Below are 24,420 nucleotides of genomic sequence, written 5' to 3'. Positions count from 1 at the left end.
GCAGCGTTTTCAGGCTCGTCATCGTATGTGCGTGGTCATTGTAGTCGCTTTTGCGGTGATGGTGGCGATTGAGTGCGTGTTGTGCAATATGCCGTTTTGGCGGTCGGTGGCCGCGTCGGGTGATTCCTCGGCGGCGTTTAACGTGTTGGGGCCCGGTCTGGAACGGACGGATGAGGGACTGTTGAAGGTTGTTGATCCGACGCAGGCGTACATGCAGGTAGATGCGGATGGCTCGTCGGAGTATGTGCGCGTTATTCCGGCTTCGTCGCAGGCGGTGCGCAAGGCGATGGATGGCGGCGCACATGTGCTGTCCACGGTTCAGGTGCGTCCTGATGTGAATCGGCTTCCCGGTCGGGTCGAGGCGGTGTCGTTGTCCTCGCCGCGTTCGGAGTATGTGCGAGCGGCCGCTTCCGGGGGAACGGTGTGTGTGCGGATTCTAGAGCCGGAGGGTTCGGTGGTTCCGTTTGAGGCGGTGCGCGCGAATGTGCGTGTGCCGTTTTCGTTGAGTCCTTTGCGGATTGGTTTAATGCTGGCGTTGCTGGCGTTGGTGTTAGCTTGGCGTCCTGGTTCCGGATTGTGGCGGGTGCCGTTGGACACGTCAAGCGTGCGGCAGCGTGCATGGCTGGGCGTGCTGCTTGCGGTGCCCGCGGTGGCCACTTTGGCGGTGGTGGTGTGGCAGTTGGTGGCGGCCGCCCCGTTGAGCTTTCATGCGGATGGCATGTATACGTATGATTTCGACCAATATGATTATGTGGCCCGAGCGTTGCTTGATGGTCATACATGGTTGGATTTGGATACGCCGGATGCGTTACGTGACGCGGCGAACCCTTATGATGTGGGCACGCGTCAACGTCTGCTTGATCAGGGTGTGGGTCCGGTGTATTGGGATTACGCGTTCTATCGGGGTCATTGGTATTCGTATTTCGGCGTGGTGCCGGCGTTGTTGCTGTTCCTGCCGTATCGTGCGGTGACGTCGTTGTTCGTCGACGGCGGGTTGATGATGCCATCGGGTGCGGCGGTGCCGTTGCTGATGCTTGGTTTTCTGGTGTTTGGTTGTCTGCTGGTGATCCGTATGGTGGATAGGATTCGTCCTGGTATGCCTGTGGCCGCGGTCAGTATGCTGTGCGTGTTTATGTTGTTGGCATCCAATGGCGTGTACCTGTGGTACAGAACGAACTTCTACTCTGTGCCCATCGCGGCTTCCCTGTTTTTGAGCGCTCTTGGATTATGGCTGTGGCTGGGCGCCACGAAACGTGTTCCGGTTTCGACCGATGGGGAAAATGGCGATGATGTCGTGCAATCATTGTCGCTTCCCCGTCTGGCCGCCGGCTCGGTGTGCATTGCGGCGAATCTGGGATGCCGTCCACAGTTCATTGTGGTGGCGTTGCTGGCGTTGGTGATCTTCTGGCCGCAAATCCGTGAGATTTTCCGTCGTGCCATCAGCGCGAAGCGGATGCCACGCTGTTCGGCATGGTGTCTGCTTCGCGTCCCGCTGGCGGCTTTGGTGCCGGCGCTGGCCGTGATCGTTCCTTTGCTGGCGTACAATGCGGCCCGCTTTGGGTCGCCTTTCGATTTCGGGTCGTCCTATCAGATGACTGTCACGGATATGACCAACTACCATCAGTCGTTGGCGAATCTCGTGCTGACCGTCGTCTACTACCTGTTTCTGCCGTTGCGCTTCACGGACGCATTCCCCTTCCTTGCGGTCAGCCCGGCACCATTGCCGTCCTGGGAGTTCACCGAGGCGATGCCAGGAGGTTTGTTCGCGATCGCGCCATTGGCTTTGGCCGCTTTCGCAGTTCCGTTCCTGCGTCGAGGGGCGCGTGGCACGGAAGGCCGTGGCATGTGGAAAATGTCGGTTTCCTGTCTGGCGTTGGGATTGTTGCTTGTCGTTCTCGACTCGCGTATGGCGGGATTGGGATGGCGCTACATCACCGATTTTGGATGGTTGTTCGCTTTGGCCGCGTTGCCTGCGTTGTCCTGCGTGCTGGACATCGCGCGGCCACGCCTGCGCTGGCTGGTCAGAGCCGGGTTCCTCGCGCTGCTGTTGTTCATGATTGCCATCACGCTGTTGTCGCTGTTTCTGCCTGGACGCGACGACGAACTGTTGCGCAACAATCCCGGCCTGTTTTTGGACGTGAGATCATGGTTTTCGATGCTGTGATGCTTTTTTCGGCAAAAATTCAGGTTCCTTTCGGGTTTTTTACAATCTTTTTTCCGGGTTGCTTTGAGTTTCACCGACAATGGTGTCAAATGTCATTGTTTTGCTCTGAGATGAATCCTAGGAGTTGCCAACCATGAAGCCGATTCCATCGCCACGTAGCCATCCGCGTCTTTTCCGTTGGATGGCGGTCCTTCTCGCCACCGTGGTGTCCTTGGGCGTCTGCTTCGCAAGCTACGGCAATGTCGACGCCGCGATTAGGAAGAACCGCATCGAACGGCTCAACGCGCGTATCGAAAACGTATACACCACGGAATACCAGACCATGGCGGACGACAAGCTCCGACAGGCGGAGTCCGCGTCGAAGGCCACCGAGGACAACATCTTCATGGCCGAGAATCCATACGGAACCAACACCACGTCACTGGTGGTCTATTTCACCACTGATGACGAGGTCTCCGTCTCCTATACCGTGCACGCGGACGGCTACGCGGATTTCACACGCGACGCGTATCAGAAATCGCAATACAGCAAGACCCATGAATTCCAACTGCTCGGACTCGTTCCCGACGTCACCAACACGATCACGTTAACCCTCACCGACGCCAATGGCGGCACACGCACAAAGACCATCACACGCAAGGGGCCTTCGAAGCTCGGCAGCGAGGAAGTCCAGCTCGAACGAACCGTCACCGCCGACGATGGCGAGGATCTCGGCGATGGCCTGTATACGATTCTCGGCAATGATTCCGACGAACAGGATTTCATGTTCTACTACGATACGAACGGCGTACTGCGAGGCGAAATCCCCGTACTTTACTACCGTTCGCACCGACTGTTGTTCGATGACAACGGTCTGATGTGGTTCTCCGCGTCCACTCATCACATGGTGGGCATGAACCGGCTCGGCAAACTCGAGAAGATCCTCGACCTGGGATCCAGCTATATCCTCCATCATGATTATGCGATGGATGACGACGGCAACATCGTGCTGCTCGCCACCGAACTCGATCGCAGCGACAACGCCGTGCAGGACCAAGTCATCAAACTGGACACCACGACCGGCAGCGTGACGCGCCTGCTTGATTTCGGTGAGATGTTCGCCGACTACAAGGCATCCACCACGCATGCAGGCACCGATGAATCCGATTCCACCGCCAAGAACCGTTGGGATTGGCTGCACTGCAACACCATTCAACTGTTGGACGACGGTTCCGCGCTGTTCTCCGCCCGCGAGACATCCACCATCATCAAAATCAATGATCTGGAAGGCGTGCCGACACTGGATTACATGATTGGAGAGCCATCCGTGTGGGACGGCACGAAAGAGGCATCCGCGTTCCTCGACAAGGATGGTGACTTCTCCGACACCGGCGGACAGCACTCCATCACCTACGTCGCCGACGATTCCCTGCCGGACGGCCAGTACTACCTGTACATGTTCGACAACAACTACGGCACCGCGCTGACGCGCCCCGACTTCGACTGGTCGGTCATCGACGGCATCTCCACGGAATTCTCCTCCGACACCGCGCGATCACAATATCGCAGATATCTGGTGGACGAAAACGCCGGCACCTACACGGAGGTCGCCTCGTTCAACGTGCCGTATTCCCCATACGTTTCCTCCGCACAGGAGCTCGGCAACGGCAATATCCTCGTCGATTCCGGTATGCAGGGGCTGTTCGGCCAGTATTCGTCGGATGGCAGCCTGGTCGCGCAATACAGGATGTCGCTCAGCTCGAGCTACATTTACCGTGTATACTCGTACGATTTCTCCGGATTCTATTTCGCTTGACCTGTGTTTCCGTCCCGGCTTTGGCGGAAGCATTCACGGTCCCCGCGAGAGGATTCGCACAAGGTCCGTTACAATCGGCAGTATGGGTTTCTTCGATTCGCTGTTTTCCGGCAAACGTTCCGCACCGGCCTCGTCCGTCACGTTCCATCTTGATTCCGCCGCCCACACCTATGAGGATGGCGCCGTGGGGCTGGAGGCCACCACGCTGGACATCACGCCCGATTGCAGGCGTGTGGCGGTAATCGGTCTGAACGGCGCTGGCAAGACAACACTGCTGAAACTGTTGGATGGTGCCTTGACCGCCACATCCGGAACCGTCCGTATCGAAGCGGATGGCGTCTCCTATGACCCGTCGGTGAAACGGGAGCTGAAACATGTCGAGGACATGATCGGCCGTGTGCGTCGCGAGGAGCTGCCGAACGCATATTACCAAGCTGCTTCCATCCGCGAGGCGGTCGAGCTGCCGCTCAGGAAACACAAGGTGCCGGAAAGCGAACGCCAGGCAATCATCGGCAATCTGTTTGCGCATTTCGACTTGGCCGCCGTATCCCGCGAGCCGGCTTCCTCGTTGGATGGGGAGAAAAGGCACCTATTGGCGATCGCGTCCGCGTTGAGTTTCTCCCCCGCCGTGCTCGTCGCCGACGAGCCGACCAAGGGATTGGACGAAGTGTCGTCCGCCCGCGTGGCACAGGCATTGTTCAGCTATGACAAGCAGGTCGTGTTCGCAACGCATGACACGGATTTGATCGTCCGTCCGGAATACGCGATCGACCGCACGCTTGTCGTCGATGACCACAAGGTTGTGTTCGATGGGACGCCGTGCGACGCAGTGGATTTTTATATGGATCTGGTCCGTTCGAAATACGAGGCCGCCAAGGCGTGATGGCATGTGGACGGGCCGGCCACGCAGTCCGGCCCGTCCACCAAATCGGTCATCTCAGTCGACACCGTCGATGAGCTCGTTGACGGTGTCGACCATCACTTGCACATTGCGGCGGAAATCACCTGGCTCAGGCAGCAGCGATATGGCCAGATAGCCGTTGGAGGTCATATCGAAGAAGTAGCCGGGTTGTCCGGAGACGCCGTGACGTTCAATCATGCGCAACACGAGATCGTTCTCGTCGATCACGCTCGGTACGCGCAGCAGCACGTTCCATCCTCCTTCGGCGCGTAGCACGCTGACGAGCCCCTGCCCGTCGGAGTCAAGCATGGCATGCAACATGGCGAGATTGCCACGGACACGCTGCCGTACACGTTCGGTCTGCGTGGGCGCGGCCTGCAGCAGCGCGGGGATACGTTTGGCCACGATCTCGCTCATGGGCAGGTAGTCGTCGGCTATCACATCGAGACGGCGCTTGGCCTCCGCCACTTCCTCGTCCGGTCCGGACACCTGGATCCAGCCGACTTTGGCGTGCGGTGCGGCAAGCATCTTCGAAAAGCCGTCCAATGCGAACGTGAGCGTTCCGGTCTCCCCCGCGAGACGCGCATTGCCGTCGAACGGCTCCAAATCGTAATCGTAGAACACCTCGTCGGCGATGATGGCCACGTCGTGATCCCTGCACAGGCCGACGATCGCCTCACGTTCGGATGGTTTGACGTACGAGCCCGTCGGGTTGTTGGGGTTGATGAGCACCAGGGCCCGTATACGCCCGCCATCCGCACCTTCCAGCGCGGCTTTCAGCTCCGCCACGTCGATGTACCATGAGCCGTCGAACCGCTGCTGGTATTCGATCATGTCGACGCATTCGAGACGCGCGATTGATTCGATGAGCGGATATCCCGGCTTCGGTGCGAGCACGGCGTCGCCGGCGTCGCACAGCAGTTTGATGAGCCATGAGTAGGCTTCAGATGTGGAGCTCAGAATATACAGGTCTTCGGCGGAGCAATGCAACGCTCCACGCGTGTTCAGGAACGCGGACAGCGCCTCACGCGCGTATCGTTGACCGCGCGGGTCGGCGGAATAGATATCGGGCACCATGGCCGGCGCCAACGAGTGCCTGGTCGGATTGGAGTCGTTGAGCTTCACGAGCGTTCTGCCGGCCGTTTTGGCCGCGGCTTCCGCTTTGGCGATGGGATTGGGTTCGCTGATGTCGACTCTTGAGGAAAAACGCATGATGCCAACCCTACTCCTTGGACTGCCGACAGAGCCATCCAGGACCATCGGCGGCAAAGAAAAAGGACCGTCCGGCATTTCGGACGGTCCTTTAACGGCTTCGATCGGTCAGCGCATCACTGCTGCTTGACGCTCGCGTAGTATGCGGCGCCGATGATGCCGGCCTCGTTGTGCAGCTTGGCCGCGACAATCGGAGTCTTGATGTCGATGTACGGCAGGAACTTCTCGGAGACGCGGGACACGCCGCCGCCGACGACGAACAGCTGCGGATCCAGATAGAACTCCATGAGGGAGTAATACTTGGTCAGGCGCTTCGCCCACTTCTTGTAGCCCATGTCGAGCTTCTCGCGGACCGAGGATGCGGCGTACTTCTCGGCGTCACCCTTGCCCTTGAGAAGTTCCAGATGGCCGAGCTCGGTGTTCGGGATGAGCTGTCCGTTGAAAATCAGCGCGGTGCCGATGCCAGTGCCCAGCGTGGTGGCGATGACGAGGCCATCCTGGCCCTTCGCAGCGCCGAACTGCTGTTCGGCAAGACCGGCAGCGTCAGCGTCATTCACCACGGTGACAGGACGACCGCAGGCTTCGGAGAACACTTCGGTGACGTCCACGCCGACCCAGGACTGGTCCAAGTTGGCCATGTAGCCAAGCTTCTCGCCCACGTGAATCGGAGCCGGGAAAGCGATGCCGACCGGAGCGGATTCGGGAACCTCGAAGTGTTCGAGCTGCTGGCGCACGATCTCGCCGACGGCCTTCGGAGTGGAAACCTCCGGGGTGAGGATCTTCAGACGCGGTTCGGCGAATTCGCCCTTCTCGAGATTGACCGGAGCGGCCTTAATACCGGAGCCGCCAATGTCAACGCCGAACGCCTGTGCAGTTTCAATCATCTTTGACCTCTCTTCAAGGTAGATAGTGGGTGTAATCGAACCGGCAGATGCCATGGTAACTCGCAATATAGCCAAAAACGCGCACGACATGCACAATCGGTGAGAGCGATTGCATAAACTGCAATGCTTAACTTGGTGAACATCGCGATGGTATGTTTTGCAAACGAATTCGTCCCGTGCGGATGACCCCATCGGCACGGGACGAACGAACGGAAATAATCCGGCGAATCACTTCAACGGAGGCATCGGGCGCCAGTCCGGATCATGCATCAGCTTGCGTGAATCCCACCAGCCTTTGGCGATCTGCACGATGCCGGTTCTGAAATGCTCGCGATCCACCATCGTCAGACGGATCAGCTCCTTCGCCGCTGTCAGTAGCGTGCCCAAGCCGAACAAGAGCGGACGGTAATCGCCATATGTCATGAAATAACGGGCCATGTAGCCGCGGTTGCGCATGATGTGGTAGCGGTTCATGTCGGACGTGGAGTTGAGCTGGCGAACTCCAGCGATGTCCCAGTTGCCAATCTCGCGCGTGCGGCGCAGCACCACGTCGGGTACCACGATCGGGTTGGTGACCTTGCTGGCGCGATAACCATACATCGTGTCGTCCCAGTAGATGAAGAAGCGGGGATCCGGCAGGCCAATCTTCTCAACGATGTTGCGGCGGAACAGGCCTCCCTCGAAGCACAACGTGTCCATGACGCGATAGCCGGCAGGGCCGAACGTGGATGGCGCTATCGGATTCGGGATGCCGAGCGGGACGATGAAATCGTACTGCCAGTAGAACGGACCACCGTCATAGTCGTACCGGCTGCCCTGAATCACATCATGGCGGTCGGTCCACTTGGCGAGGCGCTCAATGCCCTCCGGCATGACGGCGACGTCGTCATCCATGACCCAGAACCATTCGGCGCCCAGCTCATAGGCCTTCTTCACGCCGGCAGAGAATCCGCCGGCTCCGCCGAGATTCTCGGTCTGCGGCGCGTAGACCACACGACTTTCATTGCCGGACTGGTCGGCCACGGTGGAACCCCATCGTCCGGTGATTTTGGTGCGGAATTCTTCGACCATGCCGCGGGTCTGTTCGGAATGCTCGTTGTCCACGATGACGATGCGCCATGGGGCGACGGTGAGCTTTTCAATGGATTCGAACAGGGTGGCGAGCAGCTGCTGACGCTTGTAGGTCACCACGACGATAGCCAGCTTTTCGATGGTCTTTTTCGCAACATGCTTTTCAGTCATGCGTTCCATTCTTGCACCCGCCCTCAACCATGGACGATGTTTCTCTCCACCCATGTCGCGGAATGCCGTAGGCCCTATCGAATGCGATATAGCCCCTTATGAGAAGATATCCCTCGATATGAAAATGTCGTTTCGCATGGAAGACCACTGCGGTTCCCGCACGAAACGACATTTCAACGGCCATATGTGCGTTTGATCGTCGCCTGTCAATTATTCGCGGACCAGACGGATGTGCTCCACGTCGTCGCGCTTGGAACGGCGGTAGAGCACGAAACGGTTCCCGATGACCTGGACGAGTTCCGCGCCGAGTCGTTCGGCAAGCTCCTCGCCGGCCTCCTTGGCCGTCAGACCGGAACCGTCAAGCACGGAGCACTTGATGAGCTCTCGCTTTTCGATGGTCTCGTCCGCCTGCTTGACGGCGTTCTCGCTCAGGTCGTTCTTGCCGACCTGGATGAGCGGATTGAGCTTGGTGGCCAGGCCTCGCAGCTGCTTGACCTGTTTCTTGGTAAGTGCCATGTTGTTCCATTCCTATCTGTAAGTACCCGCACCAGCCTAGCGTGAGGACGGTAAAACATGCCTTCACGCCTCGCGCCGCATCGCCTCGTCGAGCAGATGGTCGATGTCGTCGAAACGCTTCGGTGAGGGATGCCATACGGGGTGCCCGGCGGCAACGACAAGTTTCGGATGAGCCAAGGCGGACAAGTCATTCAGTGGATTCGAGTCCAGCACGATCATGTCGGCGTATTTGCCTTCATCCAGCGAACCGGTGATACCGGACACGTTGAGAATCCTCGCATTCGTCCGAGTGGCGGCTCGCACCGCTTCGGCAGGTGTGAATCCGGCATATTTGACCAGCAATGCCAATTCGCGCCAGGTGTTGTACTGCGTAACGAACGTCATGGCCGTGTCCGTGCCGACGCCCACCAGCACGCCGGCCTCATGCGCGGCGCGGGCGCCGGCGATCATCCCGTCGACCACGGTCTTCGAATTCTCGGCTTGGATTTCGGTGATGCCGGTCACATCGCGACCGAACGCGTGCAGTGGGAATCCAGCGGAAATCGTTGGAATCAACGCCGAATATCCGCGCAACGCGTTTGGGTTGTGCTTGAACGCTTCAATCAGTGTATCGTCGAGCCTGCTGCCATGTTCGATGGTGTCCACGCCGGCGGCCAACGCCCTGCGCACGCCTTCCGCGCTTTGCGCGTGCGCGGCGACGAGGATGCCGGCGTCATGCGCCTCATCGCAGATGGCACGCATCTGCTCGACCGTCATCTGCGGAGCGCCGGCCTCCCCCAACACCTGCGGAATCTGTGACGCCTCCGGTCGCCGCGATCTTGACCGCGTTCACGCCATTGGCGATATTGCGGCGGGTATTCATACGCATGTCCTGGGCCGTCTCCCCCTCCAATGCGATCAACGGAGCCCCATGCCCATCCGGAATGGCCAACAGCGGTCCCGAAGCGAGGATGTGCGGGCCGACTTCCTCACCGGCGGTTATGCCGTCGCGCAATGCCACCGCCTCGTAGGCGATGTCGCCCAGAGTACGGATGGTAGTGACCCCGGATTCCAGCAGCGTGCGAATGCTGTTCTTCGCCGTGGCCGCCACATATGGCTTGCCAACTGGAGAATGCACGATGGCCGCGGTGATGCGTTGGCCCTTTGGTGTGGCCATTTTCGGATTGAGCGGTCGTCCTTGCGAGAACAGGTGCGTATGCGCGTTGATCAGCCCCGGCATCACGTATTTCCCGGTGCCGTCAAGGACATGGTATTCGTTCGGCACCGGCACGTCGACGCTCGGCGCCACGGTTTCGATACGTCCATGCGCGCCGACGAGAATCGTCATATCCGGCAGCAGAGTACCGCGCTCGTCTCCCGTGACCATATTGATGTGTACCAATGCGAACGGTTCGATGGTTTTGGATATTCTTGACGTCATCGTCGGCTCCTTGTTTTCCGTCGGCATATCTGCCGGCTTCCAGCTTAAACCGTCAAGAGCGGACAACGCCACCAGGACACGCGAAAGCCGCCGATGCGGACGCACATATCCCGGCCGGTTGGCTCACATCAACGTGCCCAACGTCGTCAACGCCACGAGATACGCGATGACCACGCAGCACGCGATGCCGTCGCCGCGGCGCATGCGCATGATCCGCCAATGTGTGCGAACCATGCCCTCCTCGTAGCAACGCGCGTCCAACGCGAGGCTCAGATTGTCGGCGTGGCGAATCGCGCCGGCGAACACGGGCACGACGATCGCCGCCAAGGCTTTGACACGATTCGCGAACGATCCGGTTTCGATGCCGCCGCCACGTGCCGCCTGCGCGTCGATAATGGCCTTCGCCTCCATGCCGAGTGTCGGCAAGAATCTCAGGGCGAGACTCATCACCAATGCGGTCTCCTGCGCGTGTATGCCCAGTCTGGCAAATGGCGAAAGCAATGATTCGAACGCATCGGTCATGGCCGTCGGCGTGGTGGAATCGAGGAAGATCGCACCGATGACGATAACCACGGCGAACCTGCATGCGTATAGCGCCGCAATGCGTATGCCGTCGTCGGTGATGGGAATCGGCCCGATATTCGTCACAACGTTTCCAGTGCGCACGAAGAAGACATTGAGCAGGCCGCAGAAGACGAACATCGCCAAAAACACGTGCACCGAGGCGATGAGACGGCCCACGTCGACATGTCCGGCCACAACGACCGCGCCGATGAGAACCACGGCGAGCAGCAATTGCCAGAACGAGCTTATGGCGAATGCGGAGAACATGAGAGCCAATGCGGATAGCATGCTCACACGCGGGTCGAGGCGCTTCAGCCAGTTTTGCCGTTCGATTGCGTCACGCGTTCCGATGTCCGTCCCATCCTGACTTGTGGAAGATTCCGTTTCCACCGAGCCAGTGGGCGGCGCGGTCACGGACTCCCCCAGCACAATGGTTCGATCGGCGATCTCGTCCACTTCTTCCTGCGAGTGGGAGATGACCAGCATGGTCACGCCGCGCGATTTGAGTTCGTGGATGAGTCCATGCACTCGTGCGATGGCTTCCTCGTCGAGTCCGGCGGTCGGCTCGTCCAGCACCAGTACCTTCGGCTCGCAGGCGATCACGCCGGCGATCGCCACAAGCCGTTGCTGACCGCCCGACAGACCGAACGGGGAACGGTCTCGCAGATGCTCGATGTGCAGCAGTCTCATGGCCCGCATGGCCCGGCCGGCGGCTTCGGATGCGTCCAATCCCTGATTGGAGGGACCATACGCCACATCCTCGGCCACGGTCTCGGCGAACAGTTGACGTTCCGGATGCTGCATGACGTAACCGACTGTACGCCGCAGCTTCGCACGGTTCCGGCGGCTAGGTGGTTTCACCGCGCCGTTACGTTTCGTTGCGGCCACGGCGATACCGTCAATCACAATCGATCCGGACTTTGGCTTCGTCAACGCGCACAGCAGGCGCGCCAAGGTGGTTTTGCCGGCGCCGTTATGCCCCATCAGCGCCACGGTCTCGCCTTTGCCGATGGAGAACGACAAATGGTCGAACACGTCGTGTTCGGCACCCGCGTGGCGATACGACAGATCTTTCACGTCGATGATTGTCTCGTCTCGTGGCTCCAGGACGCGTTTGGGCAGACCGACGGAGCGTATCGGCAGGCGCGGGCTTTCCCCGGCCGGCCCGTTTCCCACAATATGGCCGGAATCCAATTGGATCACGCGATCCGCATGGTCGAGCTCATCCTCATGATGGGTGACGAGGATGATGGTGGTACCCCGTTCCTGCAGTTCGTCCAGCACGCGCATGATGTCGGCGCGTCCTGACGGGTCGAGCATGGCGGTCGGCTCGTCCAGCACCAGCACCTCGGAATCCATGGCAAGCATGTCCGCGATGGCAATGCGCTGCTGTTGGCCTCCGCTCATGCGCGTCGGATCGGCGGCTCGGAAATCCTCCATGTCCACCGCTTCCAACGATCCGGTGATACGTTCACCAATTTCGTCATGCGTGACCGCGAGGTTCTCCGGACCGAACGCCACATCGTCCTCCGTGACCGTCGTGACAATTTGATCCTCAGGATTCTGGAACACGGCGCCGATGCCGCGACGCGCCGCGCGGTAGGCCTGGGCATGCGCTCCAGCGTCGTCGAACACCGTGTTGCCCAGCAAAGTGACACGACCCTCATCGGGTGCCATCAATCCCGCGATCAACCGCGACAGCGTGGTCTTGCCCGACCCGTTCGGACCGGTCAGGCAGATGCGTTCGCCGCGCTGGATGTCGAGGTTGATTCCATCGAGTGCCCATGTGGCGCCGCCATCATAGGTGAAACGCACATTGCGCAGCTTCACAACTGGCGTATTGATTGGATCCATGGAGGTCTTCCTTCCCAAAACGGCTGGAGGAACCTTCCGACGGATGCGGAAGATTCCTCCATGCTCATTTCATTCGATGACGAACGGGGCTCAACGGTTCAGCAGGTTGGAGACCGGCTTGTAGATCAGGAATGTGACCACGCCGTGTATGGTGAACTTCAACGCGTTGAACGGCAGCAGGGCCGGCACAATGAGCGCCACCACCTGGGCGGTGGTCATGTGGGCGTAGAACGGCGTGACGATGACGTTGCCGACGATGGCCAGAACCAGTGCCACCACGGCGCCGACGATGATGCCAATCAACGCTCCCTTGCGGGTCTTGTTTCTTCTGTAGATGAGGGACGCTGGAACGGATAGTCCCAATGCCACGAGCACGGCCATCAGCGTTCCCCACGGATTGGTGAACAGGTGCGGTATGAATCCAAGCACGCTGACGATGACCGCGGCCGCCGGTCCGAAAGCGAAGCCCGCGACGAGGCTCACGATGCCGGATGGATCGTATTTGAGCCACTGCACGCCCGGAATGATAGGAAATTCGATGAAGCTGACGGCCATGGACAGCGCCACGAACAGCGCGTACATGGCGATGCGTTTGGTGGACCAGCGTCCGGAATCGGCGACTCCCGTGGAATGGGCGTTGTCCGGACGGGACAGCGGCTTGTCGGCTTGATCGGATGCTGTATTGGTAGGAGAGGATACACTCATGTTGAGCTCCGTTTCTTCCATCCGGACTGTAACCGTTGGCCCCGGATTTTCACCGGATCAGCCGCTTTCGCGGGTCGCGGGCTTCGGTATGGGGCCGTTATTGATGCCGGTCGTGCCGTTACCGCCAGTAAGGAATTTCACCTTCCCTGAAACTTGCCTGTCCATATATACGCCCACCATGCGATATTTGCAAGCCGTCGGACGGTTTCGTCCTACGATTCGAAACGGGAGGGATGCCGTGCGCGTCTGTCGCGAAGCGTGCCCGCCATGCTTCCACCGCATGTCACGACAGCAGGCCGAGCAGATCGTCCTTCCCGAGCGTTCCGATGCCTCCCGATGCGGTTCCGTCGGTGAATTGCTGCGCCAATTCGGTTTTCTTCTCCTGCAGTTTCAGAATGCGTTCCTCGATGGTGTCCTTGGCGACGATCTGGTACACGTTCACATCCTGCGTCTGGCCGATGCGGTGCGCTCGGTCGGTGGCCTGGTTCTGCGCGGCCGCGTTCCACCATGGGTCGGCATGCACTACCACGGAGGCGCCCACCAGGTTCAAACCGGTGTTGCCCGCCTTGAGCGAGATGAGGAACACAGGCACGTCGTTGCCGTTGAATTCGTTGACCAGCTCGACGCGGCGCCTCTTCGGCGTCTCGCCGGTGATCGTGTAATAGTCCACGCCCTGTTCGGCGAGCCTGACGCCAATGAGTTCGAGGAACGAGGTGAACTGTGAGAATACGAGCACCTTTCTGCCTTCGTCCATGCAGGTGGCCACGAGTTCCGCAATGGCGTCGAGTTTGGCGGAGGCGTTCTTCGCATCGGCGTATACCAGCCGCGGGTCGCAGCATATCTCACGCAGCAGCGTGAATTCGGCGAGGATGCGGATCTTCTTGGTGTTGAAATCGGCGTCGGCCGTTTTGGTGAGCGTGGCCCGTAGTCTCTGCTCGTGCGCGGCGTAGAGTTTGCGCTGCTCACCTTCCAGTTTGACGGTGATCACGTTCTCGAATTTGTCGGGCAAGTCGATGAGCACGTCCTTCTTCAGACGTCGTTTGATGAACAATCCGACCAGTGCCTGCAGTTTGTCCGCCATGACGGAATGCTCAGGCCCAGGCGCCATGATCGGCTGCTCGTATTTCTCGCGGAATTTCGCGTATGTGCCGAGCAGTCCCGGCATGAGGAAGTCGAAGATGCTCCACAGTTCGCTCAACCGGTTTTCGATCGGTGTTCCGGTCAGCGCGAAGCGATGGTCGGCCGGCACCCGTTTGACGGCCTTCGCCAGTTTCGTGGCGTGGTTCTTAATGTACTGGGCTTCGTCAAGGGCCATCATCGCGAAATGGCAGACGGCATAGTCCTCCACATCGCGTCGCAGCAAATCGTAGGATGTGATGACCACGTCGGCACCGTCGTATGATGTGTCGTCGTCCGTCAGCGAATGCGACGCCACGGACGCGATGGCCTTGCGTCGCTGCGCCTTCGTGCCGGCGACAACTTCAACCGTGAGATCGCCGGCGAATTTCTCGCATTCCGCGGCCCAGTTATAGACGAGCGACGCCGGGCAGACGATCAACGCGGGACCACTCCCCTTGCGCGCTTCGACGAGCGACAGCAGCTGCACGGATTTGCCTAGACCCATCTCGTCGGCGAGGATGCCTCCGAAACCCTTGTCCCACAAGGTGGACAGCCATTGGAAGCCTTCGACCTGGTATGGGCGGAGTACGTTCTTGAGGCGTTCGGGCACTTCGTAGCGTTTTGGATCGATGATTTTCACGTCGTTGACGTAATCCACAAACGATGGGCTCTTGTCCTCGTCATCCACTTGGGAGTCCAGCAGGAAGGCTTGGTATCCAGGGATTTTGATGGTTCCGGAATCAAGCGTTTCCTCGTCGAGGTCAAGGTCTGTGGCCACCTGGTCGAGCTCGTGCAGGTCGGCTTCCTTCAAATCCACGAACGTGCCGTTTTTGAGTCTGTGGTAGCGGCGTTTCCTGCGATAGGAGTCAAGCAGCGCGCCGACCTCGTTCATCGGGACCTCGTCGGCGATCGGAGAGATCTCCACAAGGTTTGAATCGATGGACAGTCCCACTTTCACGCTTGGTGGATTCGGCTGCATCATGCCGTCGAATGCGGCCGTGGAGAACACCTGACCGACCGACCTGAGAATGTCGACGCCGTCGGTGAGCATGAGCAGAATCGCCTGCTCGTCCTCCTCCTTGATACGCGCCACGTCGACGGAACTCCACGTCGGGCACAACTGGCGCACCACCTGCACAGCGAACGATTCACGCGACAGATCGCGCTTGACCCGCGATGCATTTGACCGCGAATCGGGGTTGATGACTCCGCGTAGCTCCTTGGCGGTCGGCACCAGTTGGAAGACGAAATCGCCGTATCTCGCCACCGCCTCGCAGGTGATGCCGTACAGGTCCCGATCCAGATAGAATTCGATTTGGCAGTCGGCGCCGACCGCGTCGGCTACTTCCTGCGGGATGTCGAAGCCGATGCCGGCTTCAGTGAGTTTCGGCACGATGGTTCGGACGAACATGGGCCAGTCGTTTTCGGAGATGAACACGCCGTCCGGGTCGGCGGAGCATAGATCGGGCAGCACCCGCAATGCGGGGCGCAATTTGTCGGTGCATCGGAACAGGCCGTCTATTCTCACCTTGCTCGAATCCGCGCGGTCGTCAAGCCGCTCATGGCTCAGGATGTAGAAGCCTCCACGTCCTTGGATGACGTCCACGATGACGCGGTTCGAGGTGATCCGCACTCCGGATACCGTGCCCTCACGTACATAGGCGGCGTTCAGCATGATGTCGGGATCGCCGTCGATGATGTCGATGCCGAACGGTTCCCCTCCCCCATTGGTCAGTTGGATACGGCTCGGACCGGATTTCCGGGCTTGTTCGGCATCTTCGACGAGCAGTCGTCTCAGCCCTTTAGTGTCTGACTCACGCAGGAGGACACGTGCCTTCGATTCACGTTCCTCGTATTCCTCACACGTCATCGCGCGGAACAGGTCAAGCAGGTCGCAGACCTCCCAATCGGTGAGCATGAGCTCGCGGTCGACGCGCACCGTTCCGCCGTAATAGTATCCGCTCTGGAGCTGCGCGGCCGCGCGGGAGTCGATCACTTGCTGCAGGAAGCGGAACAACTTCAGGGAGAACGTGTCGAGCATGTCCGGCGTGTGGGTGAACGCGAGTTTTTTGCCGTATGACTCGTATCTTCCGATCCGCATGTCAGATACGAAATTCGAGATGCTTTTGAGCACATAGTCAGCGTCTGCGCAACCGATATGCAACGACAGGTGCACGGCGTCATGGCTGAAGACCAATGTGGGATCGAGATACACGCTTCCCGGCGTGACATCGACCGGCGAATTCGCCCTGCGTTTCACTCCGGCGACCGTTCCTTGTCCGGGAACGCCGCGTTGTTCGGCTATCAGCCGGCTTTTCGCATCGACGATTCGTTTGAGGACCTTGAGTTGGGCGCCTTCGCCGGCGTTACCGTCACTTGCGTCGATGGAACGCATGGCATCGGCGAGGTCGCGGGGTGTCGCCGCGGCCGCATGGAAGCCTTGGAATCGTTCCGGCTGCTGCAGGAAAAGCAGCAGCATGGCGGCGACATGTTTGCACATGCCCGTATAGCGCCGGCCGTCTGAACGGACGGGATCGTCATCATCGTCGACGTGGCCATAGGTCGCGCCGGAGCCGAAATCGTCATAATCGTCAACGTAATCATAATCGTCATCGTTGTCGAAACTACGGTATTTCGGACTGTTGTGGTAGTCGAAAGTACGACGGGTGCCGTAGCCGTGCTGGGATCCGTCGAACGCGGGACAGGAGCAGTATCGTGCCAGGAAAAGCCTGTCGCCGAGGTCGATTGTGGCCTGCACCTCATATCGGCTGGACGGCGAGGTGGTACCGCGCACACTGGCATGCAGGGTGATGCGATCGGAGGAACCGTCGTTCAGGCAATGCAAATCGGACATTTTGGAACGCCACTGGCTAGCTATGCCACGGGCGCGCTGCAACACTGGCTGTCCGCATTCGCTGCGCAATTCGTCGGAAAGCCATGCCAGAGTATCCGTCACCTGAACCCCAATCGTTCGCACATTTGTTCTTATGCCACTGTACCAGCCCAGAGGAACAGCGAAGCCGTGGCCTGAAACCAAGCCACGGCTTCGCGAAGCATGTGTCAGGGACTTTATGTCAGCGGCAACGCTTGGTCAGCGGCTGCCACGGATCAAGCTCCACGGGCTCGGCGGTCAGCAGCTCGCGGGTGGCGTCATCGAGGTATTCCTTGCGGATGATGATCTCGGTCACGTAGCGGTCGAACCATGCGTCGGACGCCACATAGTAGCCGTCCACGCCGTTGTCCTTGCCCCAGCTGTTCTCCACCTTCCAACGGTTTGGCTTGCCCTGTTCGTCGAGGTTCACGCCGGTGATGGTCATGGCATGATTGCTCGGGCTGTCACCGTATTTGAGGCCGTGCGCCTTGTCGAAATCGAAACCGGTGCCGAACAGCTGGTCGACGCGCACACTGTCGCAATCGAAATAGCCGGCGGAACGCAACGAGAACTGCGTGCAGTCGCAGGCGAACCAAATCGGGTGTCCGGCGCTAATCTGGTCGACGGCGGCCTTCTTGAACACGTCGAGCGGCACGTTGATAAACTCCATGTCGCTGGCCTCAGCCACATTGGCGGTGTAGCGGATGCGGTAACGCTTATTGAATGGACGGGAAGCCATCGGCACGTTGCACAGCGTCACGAAATCGTCGACATCCACCGGCACGTACTTCCTGTAGAACTCCATCGGCGTGATACCGGTCTCGCGGATCTGCCGACGCTCGTCCTTGCCGCTCTTCGGCTTGTCGGACTTGCCTTCGGAATCCTTCTTGCCGTCCTTCTTATCATCATCGCTCACGCGAGCCAGGAAATCGAATTTCTCCGGCGGCTCACCCAGCGAAATCGCGCACATGCGGTATACGGTGGACATGTCGTCGTCCTTGACAGCGCGCAGCTCGTCGACCGATGCGCCAGCTTCATGACGCTCACGCAGGTCCGCGGCGAACTGACGCAGCCTGCTGTTGAGATACTGCTTGAACGCGTCGGAATTCTTGGAATTGGCGGATTCCGGATAGGCGCTCTTCGGTACGAGGCCATACTTGTCGACCAAGGCGACGAACATCTGCCACCAGCCACCATCGTCCGCCGGACCATAATTGATCTCCTGGAACAGACGGCTGTCAGTCGGCTCGTCAAGCGTGGACAGCACGTTCTCCAGATACGTGTTCGACTTCTCCATCGCGTCCCAGAAGAACAGATAGTTCTCGGAAAACTCGAAATCGTCAAGACCCCACTTATGCATGAGCTCGTAGCGCAGTGTGTTGAGGGAGGCGAACATCCAACACCGGCCGGAATGGCGCTGGTTGGTGATGGAGCCCTGCTTCAGTTCGATGGAGAAGTCACGCGGCAGGGAACGCTGCCCCTTGTAATCGGTGGCGGCTTCGAGCACGCCTTCGGAGACAGCTGCATTGGCGGCCACGAGATTGGCACGATCCGCGTTGAAATCCTTGGCGTACCGTGTGAGAAGTTCTGGTTTGATTGCCTTGTTGTTTGTCATACGCCCGATTCTCGCCGCATGTCTTGACCATGACGGAAACAGCTCCCCGTCATGGGCGGGCGATTCAACCGGAGCCAAGAGATATTCTGTAAAGATCGGAGGGTTTTGAGATAAGGAGCATACCATGCGACGACACAGATCAATGACGACCATACTGTCCGGATTGCTGGCAGCGAGTCTACTGGTCGGACTGCCGACCGGCTCGGCGTTCGCCGATGAGCCGACCGATGGCACCGGTGCGGGACAATCCGCCACCGAGGTGCTGGATACGCTGGAAGTCAAGGGACGCGCCCCTAAGACGGGGTACAAGCGCACGCAGTTCGGCAAGGCGTGGGCGGATGTGGACCATAACGGCTGCGACACCCGCAACGACATCCTCAATCGCGACCTGACCAGTGTGAAGTATAAGTGGGGCACCCATAAGTGCGTGGTGAAGTCCGGCACACTGCATGATCCATACACCGGCAAGGACATCAGGTTCAAGAAGGGCAAGAAGACCTCCACGGCCGTGCAGATCGACCATGTGGTGGCACTGAGCGACGCCTGGCAGAAGGGCGCGCAGAAGCTCAGCAAGACGAAACGCACCGAGCTGGCGAACGATCCGTACAATCTGCTGGCCGTGCAGGGACGCGCCAACCAGAAGAAGTCCGATGGCGATGCCGCGACATGGCTGCCGTCCAACAAGGGCTTCCGTTGCGAGTACGTGGCGCGACAAATCGGAGTGAAGCACAAGTATTCGCTGTGGGTCACCAAAGCGGAGAAGGAGGCCATGACCAAGGTGCTGTCCTCCTGCCCGACGCAAACCGTCCCCGACTATACGGGAGTCAGCGGGTCCACGACCGAAACCACCGAGGAATCCGACCAGACCAATCAGTCTGATCAGTCTGATCAGTCCGATCAGCAGGACGCGCAGACGCAGGACGACCAGTCGCAATCCGAGGAACAGACACAGCAGTCCGACCAGCAGACCTCATCATCCGTCTCCACCCCGGAGCCGGCTCAGGAATCCGCTCCAGCACCTCAGCAGCAGGATGTCTACTACCAGAATTGCACGGCCGCGCGTGCGGCCGGCGCGGCGCCCATCTATCAAGGGCAGCCCGGATACCGTTCGCAACTGGACCGCGACCATGATGGAGTGGCCTGCGAATAACAGATACAGATTATTGGAACGCGAAGGTGCCGGACGGTTTTCCGCCCGGCACCTTTGTATCACTTCCCTTTCAATCATCCCCTGAGCGGCATGCGATTATCGAGCGACTGACCGTTGGCATAGCAGCGCACATTGCCCAAGGCGATGGCGATGATGCGCCGTTCCGTAACTTCCAGATGGTTTGCCACCCGCCACATGGGGAGTGATAAGACACCGTGGTTCACGCCACAGCGGCGATTCGGCCGGCAAGGGCTCCGGTTCGGTCACGTCGAGCCCGGCACCGCGAATCGCGCCGCTTGCGAGCGCTTTGGCGAGTGCCTGGTTGTCGATGGCGTCTCCTCGTCCGGCGTTGAGGATGATGGCGTTGGGTTTGAGTTTTGTGAGTCGTTGTGTGTTGAGTAGGTGGTGTGTGGCTGGGGTTGAGGGGACGCTCATGGCGATGATGTCGGCGTATTGGATGACGTTGTCGAGTGATTCGATGCCGACCATGTGGTCGATGCCTGGTGTGTTGACTGTGGTGTGGCGGCGGATGCCGATGGTGTTCATGCCGGTGTTTTTGCAGAGTTGTGCGAAGTGTGATCCGATGTCTCCGGTGCCGATGATGAGTGCGGTTTTGTCGGTTGGGCTGATGGCGCGGCCGGCGTCGTGCCATGTGGCTTGTGGGTTGTTGGCGGCGTAGATGTGGAGGTTTTTCATGATGGCCCACATCATGGCGAACATGTGTTCGGATACGCTTTGTCCGTATGCGCCGGTGGCGTTGGTGAGCATGGAGCCGGGTTGTAGGATGCCGGGTTGTTGGTATTTGTCGACTCCGGCGCTCCAGGTTTGTAGCCATTCGAGTTTGGGGCATTGTGCGCATTGTTCGGGTGGGATGTTGCCGATGATTGCGGTGGCTTTGGTTTTGAGGTTGTCGGGGATTTCGGCTGTCCATCCCATGTTGCCGCGTTGTGTTGGGTTGCCTATGAATTCTTGTGGCATGCCTTTTGCGGCGCGTGTGAATTGCGCGCGTTCGGTGTCGGTCAACGGTAGGCAGTTGACGATGAGTTTGTGTTGGTTCCCTGTTCCCATGCGGTTAACCCTATGTCAACCGTAGGATATGCGTGGTGTTTTCTTTGGTGCCGATGGCGTATCTTATGTGTGACGTGTCGGTGTCTTATATGCCGAGTTCGTTGGTGTCGAGGATGATGGTGACTGGGCCGTCGTTGGTGAGGGTTACGCGCATGTGGGTGCCGAATCGTCCTTCTTTGACGGTGAGGTTTTGGGCGCGTAGGGCGTTGTTGAGTTGGTGCCATACTTGTTCGGCGTGGTCTGGGGCGCCGGCTTTTACGAAGCTTGGTCGGTTGCCTTTGCGTATGTCCGCGTAGAGGGTGAATTGGGAGATTGATAGTATGCTGCCGTTCACGTCGTGGATGGAATGGTTCATTTTGCCGTTGTTGTCTTCGAAGACGCGTAGGTTGGCGATTTTTCGGGCGAGCCATTCCACTTGTTTTGTTCCGTCCGTGTCTTCTACGCCGACGAGCAGCATGTAGCCGGTGTCGATGTGTTGTGGTTCGAATGTGGGGTCGGGTTTTCCGCTTGTCTCGTCGACGACGTCGACGGATGCCTGGCTTACCTTCTGCAGTATGATGCGCATGGCGGGTCCGTTCTTTGCTCGGTCTCTTTTGGTTTTTCAGCCGGCGTAGTCGACGATGGCTTGTGTGACTTGTTTCAGGTAGTCGAGTGAGGTCTGCCAGTCGTCTGGTACTTCGATGGAGTGGTTGGCTCCGGCGTATGTGCGCACGTGGTCGGTGAGTAGGTGTGCTTTGGTGTCGTCGTAGTAGGGGTCGGCGTCGCCGGCGCAGATTAGTGGCATTGGGCTTGACGCCGCTCCTGGGAGGGGTGCGGGGATGATTGACTTGTGCTTGTCGAATGGCGGCGGGTTCAGTACCGGGGTGAGCAGTACGACGCGTAGGCCGAGTTTCGCGGAATGCGGGTATGAGAGTGTGGACAGTGATTTGGTGACGACCAGAAGCTGTGCTTCCTCTCCGGATTCTGCGGCGTGTTCGATTGCAGCGTCACGCCATTCGTCCACCACGCGTTCCATGCATGCGATCATTTCCGGGAATTCGACGCTTTCCGTGAGTTTCAGGTCGAGCCGGTCCACGAACCAGCCGTTGGCCGCGAGCGCCTGCGCAGCCCAGTACAGTAGTGGCCGGTCCACGGTGTAGCCGATGCCTGGCATGATGAGCACGTGTTTGCCGGTTTCGGTGTTCTTCACCCGGTTTTTGCCCCATGGGGTGACTGCGGGTGTCACGTTTTTCGTTGCTGTCGGCCGTGCGTTGTCGGTGCTGTTGCTGTCCATGTCGATTCGAACCGCCTCTCCTGCATTTTTTTGCGGCGCCGGTTTTTGCGTTCGGCGTCGTTTCCGTTATGCATGCTAGGCGGCACCGGCTACAACCGTTGTCATTCCACTTTGCATTGGTTGTTGTGGATCTTCGCGGCCATGGCGTTTGATTCGTCGTCGAAACGGTATTGGTTTCCACGCACCATGTTCAGTTGTTCGGAGTCGGCACCGAGGAACATAATCGCGTAGCTGCTGGTCACAGCTTCGGTGCGGTTCGTGCTGCCGGACCTGACGACTGGCGGCGATAAGGTTCCGCAGCGCATGTGGATGGCGTGGTGGGCGATCTCGTGTTTCACTGTCGCCAATGCGTACGCGGTGTCCCAGTGGGATTGGTTTGAATTGGCGTATATCAGGTTCGGGGTCATGGGACAGTACAGCGCCTGCACGTAGGTGTAGTCTTGGGGCGTGCATACTTTGTCGGCGTTGTAGATGTTCCAGTCGATTTCTATGCCGGCCAGCCTTGCGGCCTCCTTGGCTGCGCCGATCCAATCGTTGCCGTTGTATTGGTATTGGGCGACCTGCTGTTCGTGCTCGTCCCATGCTTTGCGCATGTTGGTTCGGGTGTCCGTGTAGACGTCGCGTTTGCCGCCTTCCTCGTCCGTGGCGACGGTTTTCGCGCCGAGATGTTCATGTTTGTCGAATTGTTCCACGATCTGGTCCACTTGGGTTTTGCGGTAGGAGATCATGTCGTCCAGTTCCTGGGTGTCGACGCTGTTGAGCTCGCTGTCCTTGGTTTTGTATTCGTCGTACGTCTGGAGCATGTGCACGTAGGTTTCGACGTATTCCCTGTTGGTTTTGTTGTAGGGCAGATTATTGTTCTTCAGGAAGCCTTTTTCATCATCGTTGACGGCCTGTTTCGTTTCTTTGGCTAGTTTGTGGATGTAGTCGACGGTTTTCTGGTAGTCCGGTCGTTCCGAAATGTTGTACCATACGTCGATGCTGCCGGCCTTGGGCTTGTTCTTGTCGATTTGGGAGCCGCCGTCGGCTGTGGCTTCGTCGATTTTCTTGCTGTAGAAGATGAGGCCTCCGCCGAACAGGAGCACGAATAGCAGGATCGGCACGAGCAGGACGCTGACGATGATCGCCGCAACGCCGCCTCCGCCGATCGTTCTTTTTAGTTTGCGCGGCGGACGGCCGTATGGCAGATTCGGTTGCATCTGCGGCATGCGGGGCGGTTCCGGCCGTCGCGGCTGACCGTACTGATGACCGTACTGGCCGTATGGTCCGCTTTGTCCGTATTGGCCATTCGGTCCGTATTGTTGGCCATATTGCCCGTTTTGGGGGCCGCTGTACGGTGGCATACCGTACTGCGGGCCGCCCTGTCGGGGCGCGCCATGTTGCGGATTGTTCGGATTGTTGCCTTGGGGATTCGGATTATACGGGTTCGGACCGTATGGATTCGGGTTGTTCACAGGCTGTCGTCCTCCTCGCTGCTTCCATATTCGTTATGCCGCGGCGTATCATTCTCCGTGTCGCCGTCGCCTATCGTCTCGTCCCAATGCGCTTTCGCGTAGTCGATCTGCTGCTGCGTGAAACCGGCTATCTTCAGCCTCATGGTGATCATCTCATTGCCGTTGTCATCGGCGGGATCCTCGTCCTTCAGATCGTTCAATTCCGCATACCGCAACGCGTTGCGACCCCAGTCGACGTCAACCTGACCCAACGCCCATGTGGCGGTCTGCTCATCGTATTCGCCCATCAGCGTGGAGCAGACCGACCACCGCGACTCGCCTTTGTGCACGTCTGTAAGCCGTTCCGCCTCCTTGACCGCCTTCTCGGAGTCGAGCCCGTCGGTGGGCTGCGCGTTCTTGATCTGGCACCATTGCGCCTGCTTCTCGCTGAGCACCTGCATGCCTTTGCTGACCGAATTGCCTGCGATCACCGAGCATGAGACGCACATGCCGACCATCAGCAGCAGGATGACGCCGAGCACGATGAACGAAACCCTGCTGGCTTTCGGCTTCTCCTGGACCATGGCGTAGTCCGGATTCGGAGGATACGGCGATTGAGGGCCGGGATATGCA

The 24,420-nt window shown here is 59.1% G+C and carries 16 protein-coding genes, 2 pseudogenes and 1 riboswitch; of the genes and pseudogenes, 4 read left to right on the top strand and 14 right to left on the bottom strand.

Features of this window, described 5'->3' with window-relative positions:
* Window positions 1-25 precede the first annotated feature (25 nt).
* The 3 genes from AC1ATL_RS03685 to AC1ATL_RS03675 all read left to right on the top strand — a co-directional run bounded on the left by AC1ATL_RS03685 (window position 26) and on the right by AC1ATL_RS03675 (window position 4,842).
* On the top strand, window positions 26-2,164 hold the full coding sequence (locus AC1ATL_RS03685) for a hypothetical protein (protein WP_476568949.1): 2,139 nt from the start codon (window positions 26-28) through the stop codon (window positions 2,162-2,164).
* Between the two features lie 133 nt (window positions 2,165-2,297).
* Window positions 2,298-3,959 (top strand): aryl-sulfate sulfotransferase, encoded by a 1,662-nt coding sequence (locus tag AC1ATL_RS03680; RefSeq protein WP_476568569.1) that lies wholly within the window; start codon window positions 2,298-2,300, stop codon window positions 3,957-3,959.
* A gap of 82 nt (window positions 3,960-4,041) precedes the next feature.
* Window positions 4,042-4,842, top strand: a complete 801-nt coding sequence (locus tag AC1ATL_RS03675; RefSeq protein ID WP_476568567.1) for an ATP-binding cassette domain-containing protein — start codon at window positions 4,042-4,044, stop codon at window positions 4,840-4,842.
* A gap of 54 nt (window positions 4,843-4,896) precedes the next feature.
* Here AC1ATL_RS03675 and AC1ATL_RS03670 read toward each other — a convergent pair whose 3' ends face one another.
* From AC1ATL_RS03670 to AC1ATL_RS03630, 9 genes and pseudogenes are all read right to left on the bottom strand, one after another.
* Window positions 4,897-6,072: a pyridoxal phosphate-dependent aminotransferase gene (locus AC1ATL_RS03670; RefSeq protein ID WP_432623809.1), complete on the bottom strand. Its 1,176-nt coding sequence runs from the start codon at window positions 6,070-6,072 to the stop codon at window positions 4,897-4,899.
* A 116-nt stretch (window positions 6,073-6,188) separates the two neighbouring features.
* Window positions 6,189-6,956 (bottom strand): polyphosphate--glucose phosphotransferase, encoded by a 768-nt coding sequence (gene ppgK / locus AC1ATL_RS03665; RefSeq protein ID WP_432623807.1) that lies wholly within the window; start codon window positions 6,954-6,956, stop codon window positions 6,189-6,191.
* Between the two features lie 228 nt (window positions 6,957-7,184).
* Window positions 7,185-8,198, bottom strand: coding sequence for a glycosyltransferase family 2 protein (locus AC1ATL_RS03660; protein WP_476568564.1), 1,014 nt, complete (start codon window positions 8,196-8,198; stop codon window positions 7,185-7,187).
* A gap of 210 nt (window positions 8,199-8,408) precedes the next feature.
* Entirely contained in the window at window positions 8,409-8,714 is a 306-nt protein-coding gene (locus AC1ATL_RS03655; RefSeq protein WP_026646955.1) for a YhbY family RNA-binding protein, read from the bottom strand.
* A 63-nt stretch (window positions 8,715-8,777) separates the two neighbouring features.
* Window positions 8,778-10,134: pseudogene (locus AC1ATL_RS03650) on the bottom strand (metal-dependent hydrolase family protein).
* Window positions 10,135-10,257: 123 nt separating this feature from the next.
* A complete protein-coding gene (locus AC1ATL_RS03645; protein WP_476568562.1) occupies window positions 10,258-12,552 on the bottom strand; it encodes an energy-coupling factor transporter ATPase in 2,295 nt (764 codons plus the stop codon).
* Window positions 12,553-12,642: 90 nt separating this feature from the next.
* The gene (locus AC1ATL_RS03640) at window positions 12,643-13,257 is read right to left on the bottom strand and encodes an ECF transporter S component (protein ID WP_476568560.1); all 615 of its coding nucleotides are present in this window, start codon (window positions 13,255-13,257) and stop codon (window positions 12,643-12,645) included.
* Window positions 13,258-13,262: 5 nt separating this feature from the next.
* A riboswitch (FMN riboswitch) is annotated at window positions 13,263-13,415 on the bottom strand.
* 125 nt (window positions 13,416-13,540) lie between these two features.
* A complete protein-coding gene (locus AC1ATL_RS03635; protein WP_476568558.1) occupies window positions 13,541-17,332 on the bottom strand; it encodes an SNF2-related protein in 3,792 nt (1,263 codons plus the stop codon).
* A 118-nt stretch (window positions 17,333-17,450) separates the two neighbouring features.
* A complete protein-coding gene (locus AC1ATL_RS03630) occupies window positions 17,451-18,863 on the bottom strand; it encodes a C1 family peptidase (protein WP_476568556.1) in 1,413 nt (470 codons plus the stop codon).
* A 142-nt stretch (window positions 18,864-19,005) separates the two neighbouring features.
* Here AC1ATL_RS03630 and AC1ATL_RS03625 point away from each other — a divergent pair, with 142 nt between their 5' ends.
* A complete protein-coding gene (locus tag AC1ATL_RS03625; RefSeq protein WP_476568947.1) occupies window positions 19,006-20,013 on the top strand; it encodes a GmrSD restriction endonuclease domain-containing protein in 1,008 nt (335 codons plus the stop codon).
* A 74-nt stretch (window positions 20,014-20,087) separates the two neighbouring features.
* On the opposite strand, the pseudogene AC1ATL_RS03620 reads toward AC1ATL_RS03625, so the two are convergent.
* The 5 genes and pseudogenes from AC1ATL_RS03620 to AC1ATL_RS03600 all read right to left on the bottom strand — a co-directional run bounded on the left by AC1ATL_RS03620 (window position 20,088) and on the right by AC1ATL_RS03600 (window position 24,371).
* A pseudogene (locus AC1ATL_RS03620) lies at window positions 20,088-21,081 on the bottom strand (D-2-hydroxyacid dehydrogenase).
* Window positions 21,082-21,166: 85 nt separating this feature from the next.
* Window positions 21,167-21,646, bottom strand: a complete 480-nt coding sequence (dtd, locus tag AC1ATL_RS03615; protein ID WP_476568554.1) for a D-aminoacyl-tRNA deacylase — start codon at window positions 21,644-21,646, stop codon at window positions 21,167-21,169.
* Window positions 21,647-21,682: 36 nt separating this feature from the next.
* Window positions 21,683-22,354, bottom strand: a complete 672-nt coding sequence (locus AC1ATL_RS03610) for a hypothetical protein (protein ID WP_476568552.1) — start codon at window positions 22,352-22,354, stop codon at window positions 21,683-21,685.
* A gap of 101 nt (window positions 22,355-22,455) precedes the next feature.
* Window positions 22,456-23,808 (bottom strand): hypothetical protein, encoded by a 1,353-nt coding sequence (locus AC1ATL_RS03605; protein ID WP_476568550.1) that lies wholly within the window; start codon window positions 23,806-23,808, stop codon window positions 22,456-22,458.
* Window positions 23,805-24,371, bottom strand: a complete 567-nt coding sequence (locus AC1ATL_RS03600) for a hypothetical protein (protein ID WP_476568548.1) — start codon at window positions 24,369-24,371, stop codon at window positions 23,805-23,807. The genes AC1ATL_RS03605 and AC1ATL_RS03600 overlap by 4 nt, the downstream gene beginning before the upstream one ends.
* Window positions 24,372-24,420 lie beyond the last annotated feature (49 nt).

The sequence above is a fragment of the Bifidobacterium sp. LH_743 genome, assembly GCF_056355775.1.
The sequence above is the reverse complement of the archived record's forward strand: the minus strand, read 5'-3'. Positions and strand labels throughout refer to the sequence as shown.

What these genes read in the sequence shown, in the direction of transcription:
- AC1ATL_RS03680 (WP_476568569.1), top strand. Translation starts at nt 2,298, where the DNA reads ATGAAGCCGATTCCATCGCCACGTAGCCATCCGCGTCTTTTCCGTTGG.
- AC1ATL_RS03655 (WP_026646955.1), bottom strand. Translation starts at nt 8,714, where the DNA reads ATGGCACTTACCAAGAAACAGGTCAAGCAGCTGCGAGGCCTGGCCACC.
- AC1ATL_RS03660 (WP_476568564.1), bottom strand. Translation starts at nt 8,198, where the DNA reads ATGACTGAAAAGCATGTTGCGAAAAAGACCATCGAAAAGCTGGCTATC.
- AC1ATL_RS03610 (WP_476568552.1), bottom strand. Translation starts at nt 22,354, where the DNA reads ATGGACAGCAACAGCACCGACAACGCACGGCCGACAGCAACGAAAAAC.
- ppgK (WP_432623807.1), bottom strand. Translation starts at nt 6,956, where the DNA reads ATGATTGAAACTGCACAGGCGTTCGGCGTTGACATTGGCGGCTCCGGT.
- dtd (WP_476568554.1), bottom strand. Translation starts at nt 21,646, where the DNA reads ATGCGCATCATACTGCAGAAGGTAAGCCAGGCATCCGTCGACGTCGTC.
- AC1ATL_RS03600 (WP_476568548.1), bottom strand. Translation starts at nt 24,371, where the DNA reads ATGGTCCAGGAGAAGCCGAAAGCCAGCAGGGTTTCGTTCATCGTGCTC.
- AC1ATL_RS03640 (WP_476568560.1), bottom strand. Translation starts at nt 13,257, where the DNA reads ATGAGTGTATCCTCTCCTACCAATACAGCATCCGATCAAGCCGACAAG.
- AC1ATL_RS03625 (WP_476568947.1), top strand. Translation starts at nt 19,006, where the DNA reads ATGACGACCATACTGTCCGGATTGCTGGCAGCGAGTCTACTGGTCGGA.
- AC1ATL_RS03645 (WP_476568562.1), bottom strand. Translation starts at nt 12,552, where the DNA reads ATGGATCCAATCAATACGCCAGTTGTGAAGCTGCGCAATGTGCGTTTC.
- AC1ATL_RS03670 (WP_432623809.1), bottom strand. Translation starts at nt 6,072, where the DNA reads ATGCGTTTTTCCTCAAGAGTCGACATCAGCGAACCCAATCCCATCGCC.
- AC1ATL_RS03685 (WP_476568949.1), top strand. Translation starts at nt 26, where the DNA reads ATGTGCGTGGTCATTGTAGTCGCTTTTGCGGTGATGGTGGCGATTGAG.
- AC1ATL_RS03630 (WP_476568556.1), bottom strand. Translation starts at nt 18,863, where the DNA reads ATGACAAACAACAAGGCAATCAAACCAGAACTTCTCACACGGTACGCC.
- AC1ATL_RS03675 (WP_476568567.1), top strand. Translation starts at nt 4,042, where the DNA reads ATGGGTTTCTTCGATTCGCTGTTTTCCGGCAAACGTTCCGCACCGGCC.